The organism is Sphingobacterium sp. GVS05A, from assembly GCF_019969845.1.
Lineage (GTDB): Bacteria > Bacteroidota > Bacteroidia > Sphingobacteriales > Sphingobacteriaceae > Sphingobacterium.
Window position 1 is genome coordinate 312,590 of sequence record NZ_JAHXYR010000001.1, and the last position, 18,654, is coordinate 331,243.

The following is an 18,654-nucleotide window of genomic DNA, read 5'->3' on the forward strand; positions in this document are numbered from 1 at the left end:
CAAAAAGGAGTGACTTACTCAATATTATTATTTGAGTTTGTGATGCAGCAAAGGTAGAATAGTATTTTCTATCATTAAAATAAGTTAAATTGTATTTGTGTATAATTTTAATTATAGTTTGTATTCCTTTTTCACAGGTTGAATTTTATTTCTCTTTGTACATCAGAAGAGAAAAGGTAAATTTAAGGGAACCAAAAATGAACTTACGTACAAGAAGCCGTAAAGAAAATCGAATCCATTGATATAAACATATGCGGATAGAACAACAATTTAAACCTGATGCCATCATTATAGGGACTGGTCTGGCGGGATTAACTGCGGCAATGGAAATTACCAATGCTGGAAAGAAGGTGCTTTTACTGGATCAGGAAACTGAAGAAAATATTGGAGGACAGGCTTTTTGGTCATTTGGAGGTCTATTTCTTATCAATTCACCACAGCAACGCCGCATGGGAATCAAAGACTCCCTGGAGCTGGCGCAGCAAGACTGGTTGGGGACCGCAGGATTTGATCGAACCGAAGATTATTGGCCCCGTCAATGGGCGGAAGCCTACCTAAAATTTGCTGCTGGCGAGAAATACGCGTATGTGACCAAGCTAGGTGTTAAATTTATGTTTATGGTAGGCTGGGCTGAACGCGGAGATGGCAGTGCTTCTGGTCATGGCAATTCGGTTCCCAGGTTCCATGTGAGTTGGGGAACCGGAACAGGGGTGGTCAGGCCATTTATAGAAAAAGCTTATGCTGCCGAAAAAAGCGGGCTATTACAATTTAAATTTAGGCATCGCGTGACGAAGCTAATAACGGAAAATAACACTGTAACAGGAGTGTTCGGCGATATTTTAGAAGCTGATGCTCAGCAAAGGGGGGCAGCGACCAATAGAAATGTCATCGACACATTTGAGTACCGTGCCCCAGATGTTATCATAGCTTCGGGTGGACTTGGAGCCAACCATGAGCTGGTCCGGAAGAATTGGCCTGAACGATTGGGAAAAGCACCAGCACAGATGATCTCAGGAGTTCCAGCCTATGTGGATGGAAAGATGATCGGTATAGCCGAAGAAGTCGGGGCACACACGATCAATAAAGACCGTATGTGGCATTATACAGAAGGTATCCAGAACTGGAATCCGATTTGGCCCAATCATGGTATCCGTATCCTGCCCGGCCCCTCCTCACTTTGGTTTGACGCAAAAGGAAATAGACTTCCAGCACCATTCTTACCAGGGTTTGACACCTTAGGTACCCTAAAGCATATCCAAGATAGTGGGTATTCATATTCATGGTTTATTCTGACACAAAAAATCATCAAAAAAGAATTTGCACTTTCCGGTTCCGAACAAAACCCAGATATCACCAATAGGGACTATAAACTTTTCCTCAAACGAATTTTTGGTAAAAAGGCCCCAGGTCCAGTTGAAGCGTTTAAGGAGAATGGAGTCGATTTTATCGTATCAGATACATTGTCGGAATTGGTACGCAAAATGAACCTCCTGTCTGGCGATGATCTGTTAAATTATGAATCTATTAAATCACAGATCGTAGCAAGAGATCGGCAATTGGATAACAAATTCTCTAAAGACACGCAGGTCAATTATATCCGTAGTACGCGGAAATATCTTGGTGATAGATTAGGCCGGGTTTCGGCTCCGCATAAGATATTGGACCCAAAGAATGGACCATTGATTGCCGTACGGCTCCATGTGCTGACGCGTAAGACGTTGGGCGGGCTTAAAACCAATCTTGATGCGCAGGTTTTGACGATGGATGATGATACTATTGAAGGATTGTATGCAGTTGGTGAGGTGGCAGGTTTTGGAGGCGGTGGTATGCACGGGTACAGAGCACTGGAAGGGACATTTTTGGGTGGTTGTATTTTTTCTGGGATGAAAGCGGGAAAACATATTGCTGGTAAAGCCCATCGCCAAAACCCAGTAGTTTCTCGTTAATGCCTTCAAAACCTTAACGATGACACATGGATTGTCGTTATTTTGCCTAATCTTCAAGATTAAATCTTATATTAGTTATTTCTAGGGAAAGTGCTGCATGAATCGTCTTTACTAAAAAGATAGTAGAGCAAAATCAAAATAAACCAAACTAAGCAATGAAAAGAAAAGATTTTATCCGTAATGCAGGGATTCTTACTGCCTCAACATTATTTGCGAATACACGTGTTTTCGGTTTTCAATCTGAACTTATTCGTGTTGGACTGATTGGTGTAAACGGTATGGGCTGGTCCAATCTAAATGCGATATTGAAAGTCCCCGGTGTCCAATGTACAGCACTTTGTGACGTAGATGAAAATATACTCAGCAACCGAGTGGAGGAATTAAAAAAACGAAATATTACAGTCAAAACCTATATTGATTATAAAGATTTGCTTAAAGCAACTGATGTGGATGTTGTTATCATAGCCACACCCGACCATTGGCATTGCTTGCAGATGGTAGATGCTGTTGCAGCAGGCAAGGACGTATATGTTGAAAAACCTATTGGAAACTCCATTCGGGAATGTGAAGTCATGGTTGCTGCTGCGAAAAAATATAACCGTGTTGTACAGGTGGGGCAATGGCAACGTAGTCAACAGCATTTCAGAGATGCAATGGCATTTGTACATGGTGGAAAACTGGGTAAAATCCGTTTGGTCAAAGCTTGGGCTTATCAAGGTTGGATGAAGAGTATTCCTGTGTTGGCAGATGCCGCCGTTCCTGCGGGTGTTCATTATGACAAGTGGCTGGGACCAGCTCCAAAACGGGCTTTCAATCCCAATCGTTTTCATTTCAATTTTAGGTGGTATTGGGACTACGCTGGTGGCTTGATGACAGATTGGGGAGTCCATATGTTGGATTATGCCTTGATCGGGATGAAGGTTTCTGATCCGGTATCCATTATGGCTGCCGGAGGGAAGTTTGCTTATCCCGATGATGCAGCCGAAACACCGGATAGTTTAACAACAGTGTATGAGTTTGATGGATTCAATGTCCAATGGGAACAGGCAACAGGAATAGATCTTGGTCCCTATCAAAAAACACATGGTGTCGCTTTTATCGGTAACAACGGTACGTTGGTCGTTAATCGTGAAGGCTGGGAGGTTATTCCTGAAAAAGGACGTATGGAAGCTGTTGCTTTTCAACCTTCAAAAGATAATGGGCTCGATAAACATATGGTCAATTTTATAACGGCAGTTCGAAATAAATCCAGTGAAGGACTTCATGCGCCGATCGAAGCGGGTGCCCATATTGCCATTTTCTCTCAAATGGGAAATATTGCTTATCGTAGCAAGAAAAAATTGTTTTGGGATAAAAATAAGCGAACTTTCAATGATAGGGAGGCAGATCGTTACTTGGCTAAAAGTTATCAAAATGGGTATAGTATGCCTAAGGTATAATGTTGTGCCCAGATGTATCAAAAGTTTTTATAGATGAGTTTTAAAAAGATTGTATTGGGGACAGTAATCAGTGCGATATGCACGCAGGATGTCCTTGCGCAACGAATGGAAGAGATGTGGGATGGTGCTGGCGGGAAAGGTGCTGTTTCACAAAATAGGGGAAAGTTGTTTCGAGAGGGGAAATATGCCCTATTTATTCATTGGGGTATCTATTCCCAATTAGCAAATAAATGGCAGGGAAAAACCTTTTATGGAATAGGAGAATGGCTTATGAACAAGAGTATGGCGAATATTTCGCCTGCAGAATATAAGTTGGCAGCATCTTCCTTTCATCCGGATCACTTTGATGCCAAAGCGATCGTAAAGTTGGCAAAAGATGCTGGAATGCGTTATATCGTTATTACCAGTAAACACCATGACGGATTTTCGATGTTTCATTCGAAAGTAAACCCATTCAATATTGTCGATGCGACGGATTTTAAACGTGATCCAATGATCGAATTGGCACAAGCTTGTAAAGAAGGCAGCATCGGTTTTGGATTTTATTATTCTCAAAATCAGGATTGGACTTATCCCGGTGGAAACGGTGGACCAAAGGTTGATGCACAGGGGAAAGCGAAATCTTTTGACGATTACTTTTGGGAGAAATGCTATCCTGAGGTGCAGCAAATTACAACAGGCTATGGTCCTATAGAACTGGTATGGTTTGATACGCCGGGTGGAATGGATAAAAAATATGCACAGAAGCTTGTTGAACTGGTACACAAGAATCAACCGGGAGCCTATGTGTCAGGAAGGGTAGGGCATGGGCTTGGAGATTATTCTACTCTTGGTGACATGGAAGTGCCTCGGGAGAATGTGGATGGCATTTGGGAAACGGTTGATGTGACTAATGATTCCTGGGGCTATGCTTGGTATGACAATAATTGGAAGAGTAGCCAGGAGATATTACAACGAACACTATCAACTGTCGCACGGGGGGGAACATACATGCTGAATGTAGGCCCGAAACCGGATGGTTCTATTCCGGATCAGGCGGGTTTGGCTCTGCGCAATGCCGGTGCTTGGATCAAGCGTTATCCCGAGACGGTTTATGGTGCGCAAGCATCACCCTGGAAGCATGCTTTGTCTTGGGGAGATGCTACCGTACAAGGGGATCGCATTTCCTTACTGGTTTATGATTGGCCTACTGATGGAGCCTTATATGTTCCGGGGTTGACCACAGGGATTCAGTCCATTGAACTCCTGGGTTCGAAAGATCAAGGAAAATTGAATTATACACTTGAAAAGGACTGGCTTAAAATTGACATTCCGAAAGTTGCTCCCGAAAAGATGGTATCTGTCATCGAGATTAAGTTAAGTGGTACACCTCAGGTCGAAAAAATGCTGGGGGTTGATCCGGTTCTGGAAACGATTATCCCAGTTGATTTTGGAGAAGTGGAGGGTTGTAATAAAGAAGGGAAATCGTGGATGGAAAAATTTGGTGAATGGAAACATGTTGTTCAGGTCAGTAAATGGACAGAAAAAAGTAAGTTCTCCTATGAAATAGCTGTTAAAAAACCGGGTTATTATCAGGTGGATATGAATTATGCAGGCGAAGGAAGGGTGGTATGGCGTATTGAAAATTCAGCGGGCGAGGTTGTTCAAAACCAACAAGAGTCGGCCCATGTCTATAACTGGTATCCTTGGGGCTGGATGAAATTTGAAAATGCCGGACGATATAAAATAACTGTTTCGTTGATCGAAGGCAATGGTGATAAGGCGAGTCTGACTGCGCTTCGGTTTAAATATGTGGAATAGGAAGGGGGGATTTGCGAAGATGGGTATTACTTTCGATACTTACTCATCAAAAACCGGATTAGTCCGGCCATCGCTTTAAAGGCAAGTAAGCCTAGGACTGTACCCAAAATAATCCCTAGGACGAGGCCGATTAGAATGGACATGTTGTTGCTGCTCCAGTCATAAACTGCATTTAGGAAAATGCAAAATATAACGGAAACAATGCTACTGCCCAATATGGCTGAGGAAAGAAATAAGGTTTTGAAACCTTTGGTTATGGACCGCTGTTGTAATCCGACGATAACAGATGTTGAAATAATGCCCGCACTAATGAGTAGGATGATTGTTACGATAAAAAGTAAGCCAAGAAGGATGCTTATTACCGCGAGTACCAGAAAAACAAGTGAGCCCATCAGGAGCAAGGTCGCTATAAAATTATCATCGTTCCGGAAAGAATCTATTAGATAAAAATGATCGGATAGCTGTCGAAATAGTAATGTATATAATAATTCTTGCATTATTTTAATTTAGTTAATCTTACAGCTTTATCTTGTTTTAATGATTGCTTTGTGCTAACTAAATTACTTGTTTATCTTAATATTTGAAAGGTTGTTGTTTTATTTGTTTTATTCTTGATTTAATTCTTCTGCTGTTTTTTTCGGTGTTCTCCCACTGTCGAATCCGCTGATAAATAGATAAGCAAGTAGGAAGAAGAGCAGTAAAATGGTGCTGATTTTACTGCATGATTAGATTAATTCTCTCAATAGAATCTTCGTTTTCAAGGAAATCAATATAAGGGATCAGGGGCTCAATATCCTGCTTGTCCATTGTTTCTAAATCATCAAATAAAGCCTCTACAAATTCGTTACAGAAGGATTTACCAAAACTGTAGTCTCTGATTCTTGTTAAATCATCATAATTGATCTCCGTTGCGTTCAGGTTCAGCACCTCTTCAGGAATCTCATAATCACCATCAGCTGGATAGCCGATATATCTGAACATTTTTTCTTTCCATACCCGAAATAGAATCTGATGTGAGACGTGGTTTCCGAAGTATTTAAATACCTGAGAAAGAAGTACGGCTGCTGTTTCTTTTTCGAAGGTGCCCGAAATGCTTTTATCAAGTAATTCGGCATAATCCATGAAAATGGAACAGTTGAACCGGAAATCAAAGTGAGAAGTCAACATAGAAACTACATTGTCTTTGCCCTGGGTTCGTAGTAATTGTCTTGCTGCTAATGAGGTGAGGTTGTGCTTTTGCTCGTGGCCGTGGTTATCGGGGATGAGTACGATATGGTCCTTGTCCAGAAGGGAGATAACGAATTTCCAATCTTCAGGCCTTTTGAGGATTTTACAGTTGTGGGCTAAGTAACCGTTCCGCTTGGGATCCGATTTCTTGTCTCCGACTATTACCTCACCAGGCTGGATAATATGCTCTGGAGGGATTTTAAACCTGCGTATATGCACAAAGAGTTCTTCTCCGGAAGGTAACGCAAGGGTACCAAATCCTTTGTTATTGTCGAACCATTTGACAGCGCCGATAAACATGGCTGGTGTTGAGTTTTGTTTCAATGCTATAAAGGTAATGAAAAATATTTATTATGCATTGAAAATTAAATATTTGCGATTATTCGATGAATAAAGAGATTTTTTTAATGCATTAGCTCTTCTGAAATGATTTTCTGGTTGTCAAGATACAACGAAAATAAGTCAGTTGAGGTGGTCTACGGATAAATAGCTTGTTGATCCCTGACTGGAATTCGAGTTTTACAATAACTATGTATGTGTCTTTTGTTAGTGTATAATCAATGCGGTTTTGAAAAATGTATTATTATGAATAATTTCATAACGAATAAACTCATCATTTTACTATGCACTATCAAGCCGTATATCAGAAGATAGATTATAAACGCTATCAATTTTTAAGACAACAGTCCGGGTTATCACCAAAAACTGACGAAGCTGCACGTCTGGGAATGGAAAATTCCTTATGCTGTGTGGCTATTTTGGATGGGGACAACGATAATGAAATAGTAGGTATGGGCAGGATCGTTGGCGATGGCGCTTGCCATTGTCAGGTCGTTGATATCTGTGTGCTCCCCGAACATCAGAAAAAAGGACTTGGAAAACTGATTATGCAGAAACTTGATGAATACATGAATTCGAATCTGCCAGATAGCTGCTATGTCAGTTTGATAGCTGATGGTCCGGCTTTCCAGCTCTATGCGCAATATGGTTTTAAGGAAGTGTGGCCTGCATCGAGAGGTATGGGAAGAAAGTTTTAAAATGAATAGGCTATTATGCATCGTATAATTGTGAAATCCATCCTCAATAAGACAAAACGAAGAGATCCTTGGTTTCTCGATGATTATACGTTGAATCCCTATAGTGGTTGCTCTTTTAATTGTTTGTATTGTTATATCCGGGGAAGTAAGTACGGGATCAACATGGCTGAAAAGCTGAGTATGAAGAGCAATGCTGTCGAATTGCTAGAAAAGCAGCTGGAATTATGTGCGCGTAAAAAACAATATGGAATTATTGTCCTTTCTTCGGTAACAGATCCTTATCTGCAAATGGAGCAGACCGAATTGCTTACCAGACAATTATTGGAGGTAATTTTACACTATCGTTTTCCTGTGCATATTATTACGAAGTCGAACTTAGTTGCCCGAGATTTTGATTTGTTGAAACGAATTGATGCAGAAGCAATACTTCCTGAAGATCTTCAGTCGAGATTAGGACATAAGGCTTTTGTTACCTTTTCATTTTCGACTATAGATGATCGTGTCGCCCGGGTTTTTGAGCCCGGAGCCCCTTCACCCTCGCTACGATTGGAAGCATTAAGGCAAGCGCGTGAACACGGGCTCCATAGTGGGGTCAGTCTGATGCCACTGTTGCCCTATATATCGGATACCGGAGCGAGTCTGGAACTGCTATTTCAGACTTTTCAGACTATTGGCGCCAGTTATATTTTTCCAGCCACACTTGCCTTATATGGGAATGATCCGGCGGACAATAGGGCGCTGATCATGCGCGCTATTGAAAAGCATTATCCGCATCTAATACAAAAGTATCAGCGTTTATTTGGCGCAGATGGTCAATTACCAAGCTACTATCGTCAAGCTTTTGCAGATAAAGCTAAATCGTTGTGTTCACAATATGGATTGCGGGATAGTCTTTTGTGTTGATCTCTTTATCATAGTTTGATTCCCATTTTGCTGTGTTTCCCATAGCTATAGCTACAACGTATTTAATATATCACGAAGTTGATCGATCTGAAAATTGGATCGGACAACCTTGTTTTTCTTTGTATTGACGATAACATAGCGTGGAAATGAATATATGCCCAATTCAATTCGAAGGTTAGGGTAATCCCTGTTCTCACATATGTAGTTTTCATAGGTATACACATGTTTTTCCAAATACTGCTTCCAGGTTGCAAATTTGTCATTAACAGCTCTACCTACAAATTTAAATTTTCCATTATCCTTATACTTATTAACGATGTGCTGTAGCTCAGGGTGCTGCGCTATACAGGGGTCGTGCCATGCGCCCCAAAAATCAATGATTGGGTAGTCGGTGCTGTTTTTAATCTCCATTTTGAAGACATCTTTATTCATCAATATGTAGCTATATACTGGTAAGGTATAAGCATAGACTTTAAATTTTAACCGGATGTTTTGGCTATAATTATTGCTGATTGCCCAAAAGGTGAGGATGAACACGAAAGCAGGCCTGTTTATAATTAAATGTTTATTCTAAATTAATAAAAATATTAGATTAACTACCTCTGTTAATCTTTTTAATAATTTCGTATTTATTTGTTTTTTATTTGTATTAGCTTCTTTTTTGTGTCAAATATGTTACATTTCGTTTTTAGGCTAATAAGCTATCGTGTTAATATCATGGTTGTTTATATATGTCTGTTTTTCAGTAGTTTGTGTTTTTTATTGATGTTTTTAGGTAAATTTTATCTGTATAAATTAAAATATAGGGCTTATTTTGTGTTAAAAATACGTTATCTTAATATTGACTTAACCAGTTGTAGTTTAATTGTTTAGTAATACTTTATTAATAATTTACAAATATTAAATAACCTTTCTTTGTAACCGAAGAAAAACAAAACCAAAATCATGAAAACGAAACACGTATTACTTCCTGTAATGATCGGGATGTCTTTGAGCGGCTGGGCGAAGAGCAGGCCCCTCTTTCTGACAGCTATCCCAAATGTTGAAATTCCCTCCAAATTTCAAGAATCTATCAGTGGTCTTGTGAAAAATGTTGCCGGCGAACCGATTGCTGGAGCTTCAATATTAAACACATCCACAGGAAAATCTACCCAAACAGACGCCAGTGGTGCTTTTATTATTCAAGGGAAAATTGGACAACTGTTGAAAATATCAATAGTTGGATTTGAAACGCAGCAACTAAAAATCGAATCAACGGCATTGACGATTAAAATGGTATCTACGGATCAATCACTTGACGAAGTTATTGTTGTAGGCTATGGTAAACAAAAGAAAGTTAATCTGACCGGAGCGGTAACACAAATTGACTCAAAGGTACTTGAAAATCGACCTGTTGCCAATGCTACGCAAGCCTTGCAGGGAGCAATCCCTAATTTAAACATTACATTTACGAATGGAAGACCCGGTGGTGAAGGAAATGTAAATATCCGTGGTTTCGCTTCGATCAATTCTGCGAATGCACAGCCACTTATTCTTATTGATGGGGTACCAGGTAGTATTAATACCATCAATCCCAGAGACATCGAATCAATTTCTGTCCTAAAAGATGCGTCCGCAGCAGCTATTTATGGTGCAAGAGGGGCATTTGGTGTAATGTTGGTGACAACCAAAAGAGGGAAGGCCGGTAAAATGAATATCAATTATAGTAATAATTTCGGTTGGTCTGGACTTACGGTCAGAACTGATTTTATGACAAGTGGATACGATGCCGCTAGATTGAATGATGAGGCTTTTATCCGGGCTACCGGTAATAGTTATACCGGCTATACCGAAGAGGATTATGCGGAATTATTGAAAAGAAAAACAGACCATTCCTTACCTTCCGTCGTGATCCAAAATAGAAATGGAAAGGATCAATATGTGTACTATGGAAATACAGACTGGTGGAACGAGATGTACCGTAAGACGCAGGCGTCGATGGAACATTCTTTAAACTTTTCTGGAGGGACCGAAAAAATTGATTACTATATCTCGGGGCGTCTTTACGAGAAAGGTGGATTGATGAAAATCAATCAGGATAAATTTGATGGCTACAATGTAAGGTCAAGGATAAATGCACAGGTTACGCCCTGGTTAAAAGTTGGAGCTAATACACAGCTTAATTATCAAAACTATACCTATCCAGGTTGGGCTACCAATCCCGACAATAATAATAACTTTATTTCGACCACCGTACATGCATTACCGTCTTACGTGCCAATGAACCCAGATGGTACTGCAACGTATAGAACCGAACTTAATAATTACAACATTGGCGATGGAATATACGCAGACTTATTGCATGGGAAGTCAAAAGGAGGGGAGGATAAATATGAATTTATCAATATGTTTGAAGCTATATTTCAGTTGACAAAGGATTTAACAGTTACGGGGAACTATACCTTCACGTATAATCCGATTCATAATTGGAATAGAAGAACTACAGCTCCCTGGTCGGTTTTTCCTGGTGTAATCAATTATTTGGGCAACGATACCTATACCGAAACCATTATCAACAAGCCAAAGCATTCGCTGAATCTTTTTGCAAATTATAATAAGCAATTGGGGGATCATCAGATTGGTGCTACAGTAGGCTTTAACCAGGAAACTACCGGTTATAAACGTATTGGCGGGACACACAACAACTTATTGTCAGAAGATCTGAATGATTTTGCTTTAGGAACAGGGCAAATGCAATTGCTTGGAAATGCAAATACTTGGGCATTGCGCGGCTTTTTCGGAAGGTTGAATTATAATTATAAAGGGAAGTATCTACTGGAAGTTAATGGTCGCTACGATGGAACCTCTAAATTTCCCTCGAATCAGCGTTACGGATTTTTTCCATCTTTTTCCGGCGGTTGGCGTTTGTCAGAAGAGACGTTTATGGAGAGTTTGAAGCCGGTTTTGAACGAAGCAAAATTTAGGGTGTCTTATGGCGCGCTTGGAAATGCGCAGGAAGCAACGGAATATGGTTATATCCAATTGCTAAATGCAGGATTGTCCAACTATATAACCAATGGTGCAAAGAGTCAGTATTTGAGTGCGCCTACTCCGATTTCGTCAGATTTGACATGGGAGCGAACAAATACATTGAATTTCGGAACGGATCTGGAGTTTTTTAGAAGTAAATTAACGGTCTCCGCGGATTATTTTATCCGAAATACATTGGACATGTTAATTCCAGGCAAAACATTGCCAGCTGTATATGGTTCAGCTTCACCAAAGACCAATGCGGGAGACTTAAGGAATAAGGGCTGGGAACTTGCCATGGCTTGGCGAGATCAGCTTGAATTGAACGGAAAGCCTTTTGGATATAATATCGGGATTGGTCTGTCAGATTCCAAAGCAAAGATCACGCGTTTTGATAACAAGGAAATGCTGTTGAGCAATTATTATGTAGGTCAGACATTGGGTGAAATTTGGGGGTATCAAACAGATGGCTTCTTCCAGTCTCAATCAGAAATTGATAATTGGAAGGTTAATCAGGATTATGTTGATAAACAAAGGCTAGCAGCTCCTGGAGACTGGTCAAAATTACATCCTGGAGATCTAAGGTTCGTTGATATTGGAGGTAAAGACGGTGTTCCGGATGGAAAAGTTGATGCGGGCGATAATACCCTGATGAATCCTGGAGATCAGGTGGTTATAGGGAATAGTAGAGCGCGTTATAATTTTGGTTTTAATCTGGGTGCAAATTGGCAGGGTTTTGATGTGTCGGCATTCTTTCAGGGGATTGGCAGGCAGCATTGGTGGCCCGGCGCGAATGCGGACAAATTCTGGGGGCCTTATTCCAGACCATATTACTCTTTTGTACCTAAAGACTTTGAAAATGATGTATGGACACCTGAGAACACGGATGCTTACTTCCCATTGCTGAGGGGTTATATCGCTTTGAATGATCGCGGGTCTCTAAATGTAAAATCAGATCGTTATTTGCAGGATTTAGCTTATATACGCCTAAAAAATTTAACGGTAGGGTATACGATGCCTCAGGCTTGGTTGAAACGTGTGAAATTGGCCAATGCACGAATCTATGTCTCAGGGGAAAATATCTGGACTGCAACAAAGCTTCGCTCCAAATACATAGATCCTGAACAATCTGCGCAGGAAGCAAATGGAAGATCCTATCCTGTCTCTAAAACATTTTCTTTTGGTCTAGATTTAACTTTTTAATATCATGAAAAAAATATTTTTTATATACATCTTGTTGAGTACAGGTTTAACAGCCTGTAAGAAAGATTACTTGGAACGTTTCCCTGAGTCTGCCGTTAGACCTGAAGATTCGTTTAAAACAGAAAAAGATCTTGGATTATTTACAAAATCATTTTACGATGCGGCCTTGCCTTCGGCCGAAGGTGTCTATAATGAGTCGGTTGATAATATTGTTAAAACAACATTAGATGATGAACTGACTGGGAAAAGACAGGTGCCTATCAGCGGAGGCGGATGGAGCTGGGCTAATCTACGGAACATTAATTATTTTTTGGAAAACTGTTTTAATACTGTTCCGGAGGCAGCTGCTGCACCCTATGCAGCGGAGGCTAGATTCTTTCGTGCTTATTTTTACTTCGATAAATTAAAGCGTTTTGGCGATGTGCCTTGGTATGATAAGGTTATAGACCAAAATAATGAGGAACAATTAACAAAGCCCCGTGACCCTCGGACGCTTGTTGTAACGAACATCCTGGCTGATTTGGATTATGCAATTGAACATCTCTCTTCAGTAAAAAGTGATGAAAAAGTGACTAAATGGACTGCTTTGGCGTTAAAATCCCGAGTGGCTCTTTTTGAGGGAACCTTTAGAAAATATCATACTGAATTTAATTTGTCAGGGGCGAATGAGTTACTGGAGAAAGCTGCGGATGCTGCCAATAAGGTTATTGAAGGAGGACAGTATAGTATATATAATGCCGCAGGTGTAAATTCATATGCTGCACTGTTCTATAGTGTCAATAGTCTACCTCAAGAGGTTATATTAGCTCGAAAATTCTCGGATGCACTGCAGATCTGGCATAATGTTAATTATTATACGATTACAGCTTCCTATGGTAAGCCGGGTCTGGATAAAAATTTGGTGGATTCTTATTTGATGAAAGATGGAACCAGATTTACGGATAAAGCAAACTATCAAACAATGACGTTTAAGGAAGAAATACTAAATCGTGATCCTCGTTTGAGCCAGACTATACGGACACCGGGATATAAACGTATCGGTGGCGCTGCAACTATTCCGCCCAATTTTGGGAATTCAGTGACTGGCTATCAATTGATTAAATTTGTAGGCGATGTAAAATATGATAATTTCAACCGGTCTGAAAACGATATGCCAATATTTAGATATGCAGAAGTACTGCTAAACTATGCTGAAGCCAAAGCGGAATTGGGAATATTAAGTCAAGCTGATATAGATAAATCGATCAAATTACTTCGCGATCGCGTGGGGATGCCTAATTTAAATTTGGAACAGGTTAAATCCAATCCAGATGCATTTCTTACAAAAGATTATACAAATGTCAATGGTGATATGAAAGGGGGGGTACTTGAAATACGAAGAGAACGTCGTATTGAACTGGTGATGGAATCTTTTCGGTGGGATGATATTCTACGATGGAAAAGTGGAAATTTGGTGACAAGGCAATTTAAAGGGATGTATTTTCCAGGTACAGGCAAATTTGATCTGGACAATGATGGTAAAGATGACATCTGGATCTATGAGGGAGACAAGCCTACTGCCCCGGGAATACAGTTACTGAAACTCGGGTCAGAAATTACCCTAGAAAATGGAAATAAAGGAAATGTGATTATCAATTCGCATATTAAAAAAGCATTCGATGAAAATAAAGATTATTTATACCCGATACCAGTGCAAGAACTGCAGTTAAATAAGAACTTAAAACAAAACCCCGGTTGGGGAAATTAAGAATTTTCGTATTTTAGGTCACTCGTCACTGATGAGTGACCTTAGTTTTTAAAACTAATTTAAATCTTATGTATAAGTACTTCCAATGTATTGCAGTGATCTTCTCACTACAGTTTGTAGCCTTGCACTGTAATGCACAACAGGATGAAAAAGTTAGCTTGACACATTTACCTTATATCCAAGGCTTGACAGATCATTCGGTGTCCATTATATGGACGACTAATCGCCCAGCAACAGGTTGGGTAGAATTGGCGCCAGATGATTCGAGTCATTTTTATCATATTGAACGATCCAAATATTATGCTGCAGCTTATGGTTTTAAAAAAGTCGGGACTGTTCACCAAGTGAATTTAAATGGATTAAAACCAGGAACAAAATACCGTTATCGAGTATATAGCCAAGAGGTAACTAAACACGTTGGTGTCAATGTGGAATACGGAAAAATTGTAGCAACCAATGTATATCGACAGGAACCGTTGGCATTTACTACGCTCGGACCGGCTAAAGTAACCCGCTTCGCTGTGGTTAATGATATTCATGGTCGTAATGATGTGTTGAATAAATTACTTGATCTCTCTGATCTCCCTAAACAGGATTTTATTGTTTTTAATGGTGATATGGTCGATAATTTATTGAGTGAACAACAGATGTTTGACGGTTTTATGGATACGGCAATCAAACGATTTGCAAGTGAGAAACCTATGTTCTACTCAAGAGGGAACCATGAAACCCGAGGACCATTTGCCATTACCTATCCGCAATACTTCCCGACACCGACAGGAAAGCTCTATTATCAATTTAAGCACGGTGAAACTGCTTTTATCGTGTTGGATTGTGGTGAGGATAACCCAGATTCTGATATGGAATACAGTGGCATCGTGGAGATGGATAATTATCGTACAGAACAAGCAAAATGGTTGGAGGAAGCCATGGAAAAACCGGATTATAAAGATGCAAAATATAAGATAATCATATGTCATATGCCACCATTTGGCGGTTGGCATGGCGAACAGGAGATTCTGGATAAATTTGTTCCTATTCTAAATAGATCCGGTGCGCAAATTATGTTGTGTGGACATTTGCATAGACATATTATTAAACAGGTGTCTGAGAAGGTCAATTTTCCTGTTATCGTGAACTCCAATAATAATTTGCTTAAAGTAGATTTAGCTGCTAAAGGGTCTTTTAAAATTATTGACCAACAGGGGAAACTTATTGATGAAGTAACTATAACACCCCTACGCTAATTGTCGTGCATTCGAGGTCTGTTCTTACTCCTAAGGCAGACCTTTTTTTACCGATGAACCCCAGGTTTTAATGGTAATTTTTTTTCTTTTCCAACCGTTCTTGTCTTGTTTTTCATTGACAGAAAGTCAGTTATTGATACAGCGTTTTCCCCTCTTTTCTAATTGATCTAGATTACCCCATTTATAACCTATTATTAAGTTATGGAGGTAATATTTGTATTCGTTTTTGTGCGTTTTTTTATTTATTTATTGAGTTATATTGCGCTATATAATTTAGATTTATTAAAAATAATTTGAATAAATGCTTTTTAATAATCTATATTTGCATTTGTTTAGAACGATTTTAAATAAAAGCACTTCTGGGTGCGTTTTTGTTCGTACTTATGAAAAAGACTTTCTTTATATTAATTCTTGTTTTCTGTAGCATTATAGTTCATGCTCAGCATACAGCTATTGAGGGAAAAGTGTTAGATGAAAAGAGAAGGCCTCTAAGTGGCGCAACTGTCTCCATTAATTCATTTGATCTCACTAGTGAGACGGATGCAAAAGGCGATTTTAATTTGATTATTCCAGTCAAAAACTATAGTGATAGTGTTTTATTATCCGTAAGTTATGTAGGGAAAAAAATGATTGAGTTGTGGGTTGATGTAAGAAAAAGAAAAGAGAATTTGGATTTTATACTTCGGGACAATAGTTTAACCTTAGATGAGATTAATGTAAACCAGATATTTAAACAAAATAAAAATTCCATTTCTTCCATTGTGTTTGATGAGGAGGCTATAGAAAGGGTTCAGGCGTTTAGTCTGATGGATGTGTTGAACACATTGCCAGGCAAGCAAATGACAGCTCCTAATATCAATGCACCGCAGACTTTGAATCTGAGAAACACCCTTGATGAGAGCAATAGTCTTAATAATTCACTAGGGATACCTATAATAATAGATGGGGTGCGGCTTTCAAATGATGCTAATATGCAATCGCGGCCCGTAGGACAACGGGGAATGGCGGGGTCTGTGCTTCCTGCTGTAACCAGTGGAAACGCTGCAGATGTACCATTTAGGGGAGTGGATTTAAGAGAAATACCTGTAGAGTCTATTGAGAAAATTGAGGTAATTCAAGGTGTAGCTTCTGCAGAACATGGCGAATTGACTGATGGTGCAATTTTAATCGAACGAAAAACAGGAAATTCGCCACTGCACTTTTCAACAAATATAAATGATGGCTCTCGTAATTATTCACTCAATAAAGGGTTTGGTCTTCCTAAAAATTGGGGGGGGATAGCTACAGACCTAAACTACGCTATTTCGAACTCTAACCCCCAAGATAAGGTGCAGGAATATAAACGCTATGGTGGTTCATTGCGTTGGAATACGGTGGCGTCACGTAAGCTTCGCAATAAGTTAAGCTTAGATTTTAACATGAGAATAGATGATGCAAAACAGGATCCGGATGATAATTCAAGAAGAAAATATTATTCAAAAGAAATCGGTTTCCGCTTTTCAAACACAACCCAATTGAACTATAGTACACGATTTTTTGACGAAATCAATTTCATGCTTTCTTATTCTATCCGCAAGCAAGAGAGCTTTGCTCAATGGCTATTAAATCAAGGCAACAAACCTTATACTGCAAAAGATACCACAGGCATATACGAGGGAATATTGCTTAATTCGCAATATCTCGCTGAGGAAGAGATTATCGGAAAACCTATAACAGCAAGCACAAGTTTAAAATTTACAAAAAGGTTTCAAATAGGTAAGACTTTTCACAGTGTATTGTATGGGTTTAATGGGAGTTATGCAAACAACGGTGGGCGAGGGATTATTTCTGACCCGGATAGACCGCGTTTTATCAATTTTAACAACCAAAATATTAGACCTTATTCTTTTGAGCTTAATCCTGCTTTAATCAATACGGGTATATACATTACAGATAACTTTCATTATAAGCTGTTTGGTAAAAAAATTAACAGCAATTTTGGTGTTCGTTTTGATAATCAAAATGGAAGCACCAGTTTTCAGCCACGATTAAATACAAGGATTGTTTTAGATAAGAGGTGGGCTTTAAGTGCTGCCTTTGGAGTTGCAACCAAATCTCCAACTTTAGCGCATCGCTATCCATCACCTTCCTGGATAGATGTTCCACTGATTATTGCACAGAACTCCCAGAGTTCCTTATATTTAGTGTATACAGAGAAATTTATTACTAAGAATGAAAACTTAAAATCTAGTAAGTCTGAGAGCGCTGAATTTAATATAGAATTCAAAAATCACTGGATTACATCCCGCATCAATTCTTATTATAAAAATAACAGCAATGGTTTCAATTCCGTCAAGGTCTACAAACCATTTCATTTGCCTGTATTTGATTACCATTATAATGAGAGCCTAAATCAAATCGTATATCAGGAGACTGGAAGATACATTGATTATTATGACAAGTCATACAATAAGATTGAAAATTTTAAAAACTCCTATACCTACGGTTTTGATTGGTCCTTAGCCTTTAAGGAAATCAAATTTATCCGTACGAGCTTTTCCACCAGCACTTCGTATATTTTATCTGAACAAAACGATAAGATACTGGAAGCAATAGATTTATCCTCTCCAGTTCAAATCAATGGGCAGCCAATTTCTTATCTGTTGTATCAACTCAGCAACCAAGGGAAACGATATGTACTGACAAGTAAGTTAAACACTACCACGCACATTCCCACTATCGGATTTGTCATCATGACCAATACAGATATTTTTTGGGAGAATCGTTATAAACGGAACTATAATGACAATTTTCAAAAACCGGTAGGTTATTTGGATGCTAATATGAAACAAGTGTTAATAAACAACGATTTGGCGTCCTCTCTTCCTATTCGTGGGCTAGAATTGTTCGATGGCCAGCAACGTATTATTTATATGAATTTCTCAATGTCAGTCGCCAAGGAAATCAGCAAAAAGATCCGCATTGCTGTGACAGCCTACAATACCTTTAATGTGCAACCCACTAGTTCGTATCGGGATCCCAATACAAATCAGGACGTAATTGTCACTTACAATAGTCCTTTAAGCATTACAGGCGGAATATCAATTAAACTTTAAC

12 protein-coding genes are annotated in these 18,654 nt (G+C 39.3%); 9 read left to right on the forward strand and 3 right to left on the reverse strand.

Annotated features, from left to right (window positions below):
* Positions 1–251 precede the first annotated feature (251 nt).
* The 3 genes from LC454_RS01260 (at position 252) to LC454_RS01270 (ending at position 5,185) form a co-directional block, all read left to right on the forward strand.
* Positions 252–1,946 carry an FAD-binding dehydrogenase gene (locus tag LC454_RS01260; protein WP_223578365.1) on the forward strand — a complete coding sequence of 565 codons (1,695 nt, stop codon included), beginning with the start codon at positions 252–254 and terminating at the stop codon, positions 1,944–1,946.
* 155 nt (positions 1,947–2,101) lie between these two features.
* Entirely contained in the window at positions 2,102–3,385 is a 1,284-nt protein-coding gene (locus LC454_RS01265; RefSeq protein WP_223578367.1) for a Gfo/Idh/MocA family protein, read from the forward strand.
* A gap of 33 nt (positions 3,386–3,418) precedes the next feature.
* Positions 3,419–5,185, forward strand: coding sequence for an alpha-L-fucosidase (locus LC454_RS01270; protein ID WP_223578369.1), 1,767 nt, complete (start codon positions 3,419–3,421; stop codon positions 5,183–5,185).
* A gap of 26 nt (positions 5,186–5,211) precedes the next feature.
* On the opposite strand, the gene LC454_RS01275 is transcribed toward LC454_RS01270, so the two are convergent.
* Together LC454_RS01275 and LC454_RS01280 are read right to left on the reverse strand one after the other, a co-directional pair.
* The gene (locus LC454_RS01275; RefSeq protein WP_223578371.1) at positions 5,212–5,682 is read right to left on the reverse strand and encodes a hypothetical protein; all 471 of its coding nucleotides are present in this window, start codon (positions 5,680–5,682) and stop codon (positions 5,212–5,214) included.
* A gap of 217 nt (positions 5,683–5,899) precedes the next feature.
* Positions 5,900–6,736: a cold-shock protein gene (locus tag LC454_RS01280; protein ID WP_223578372.1), complete on the reverse strand. Its 837-nt coding sequence runs from the start codon at positions 6,734–6,736 to the stop codon at positions 5,900–5,902.
* A gap of 299 nt (positions 6,737–7,035) precedes the next feature.
* Between LC454_RS01280 and LC454_RS01285 the strand changes: the two genes are divergently transcribed.
* Both LC454_RS01285 and LC454_RS01290 read left to right on the forward strand, forming a co-directional pair.
* Positions 7,036–7,449 carry a GNAT family N-acetyltransferase gene (locus tag LC454_RS01285; protein WP_223578374.1) on the forward strand — a complete coding sequence of 138 codons (414 nt, stop codon included), beginning with the start codon at positions 7,036–7,038 and terminating at the stop codon, positions 7,447–7,449.
* Positions 7,450–7,464: 15 nt separating this feature from the next.
* The gene (locus LC454_RS01290) at positions 7,465–8,352 is read left to right on the forward strand and encodes an SPL family radical SAM protein (RefSeq protein ID WP_223578376.1); all 888 of its coding nucleotides are present in this window, start codon (positions 7,465–7,467) and stop codon (positions 8,350–8,352) included.
* Between the two features lie 51 nt (positions 8,353–8,403).
* Here LC454_RS01290 and LC454_RS01295 read toward each other — a convergent pair whose 3' ends face one another.
* Positions 8,404–8,784 (reverse strand): TlpA family protein disulfide reductase, encoded by a 381-nt coding sequence (locus LC454_RS01295; protein WP_223578384.1) that lies wholly within the window; start codon positions 8,782–8,784, stop codon positions 8,404–8,406.
* A gap of 513 nt (positions 8,785–9,297) precedes the next feature.
* On the opposite strand from LC454_RS01295, the gene LC454_RS01300 reads away from it, so the two are divergent.
* From LC454_RS01300 to LC454_RS01315, 4 genes are all read left to right on the forward strand, one after another.
* Complete coding sequence (locus LC454_RS01300) at positions 9,298–12,564, forward strand: SusC/RagA family TonB-linked outer membrane protein (RefSeq protein ID WP_223578386.1); 3,267 nt, start codon at positions 9,298–9,300, stop codon at positions 12,562–12,564.
* 4 nt (positions 12,565–12,568) lie between these two features.
* Positions 12,569–14,311 carry a RagB/SusD family nutrient uptake outer membrane protein gene (locus LC454_RS01305; protein ID WP_223578388.1) on the forward strand — a complete coding sequence of 581 codons (1,743 nt, stop codon included), beginning with the start codon at positions 12,569–12,571 and terminating at the stop codon, positions 14,309–14,311.
* 68 nt (positions 14,312–14,379) lie between these two features.
* Positions 14,380–15,558, forward strand: a complete 1,179-nt coding sequence (locus LC454_RS01310) for an FN3 domain-containing metallophosphoesterase family protein (RefSeq protein WP_223578390.1) — start codon at positions 14,380–14,382, stop codon at positions 15,556–15,558.
* 383 nt (positions 15,559–15,941) lie between these two features.
* Positions 15,942–18,653, forward strand: coding sequence for a carboxypeptidase-like regulatory domain-containing protein (locus LC454_RS01315; protein ID WP_223578392.1), 2,712 nt, complete (start codon positions 15,942–15,944; stop codon positions 18,651–18,653).
* The last annotated feature ends 1 nt before the right edge of the window (position 18,654 follow it).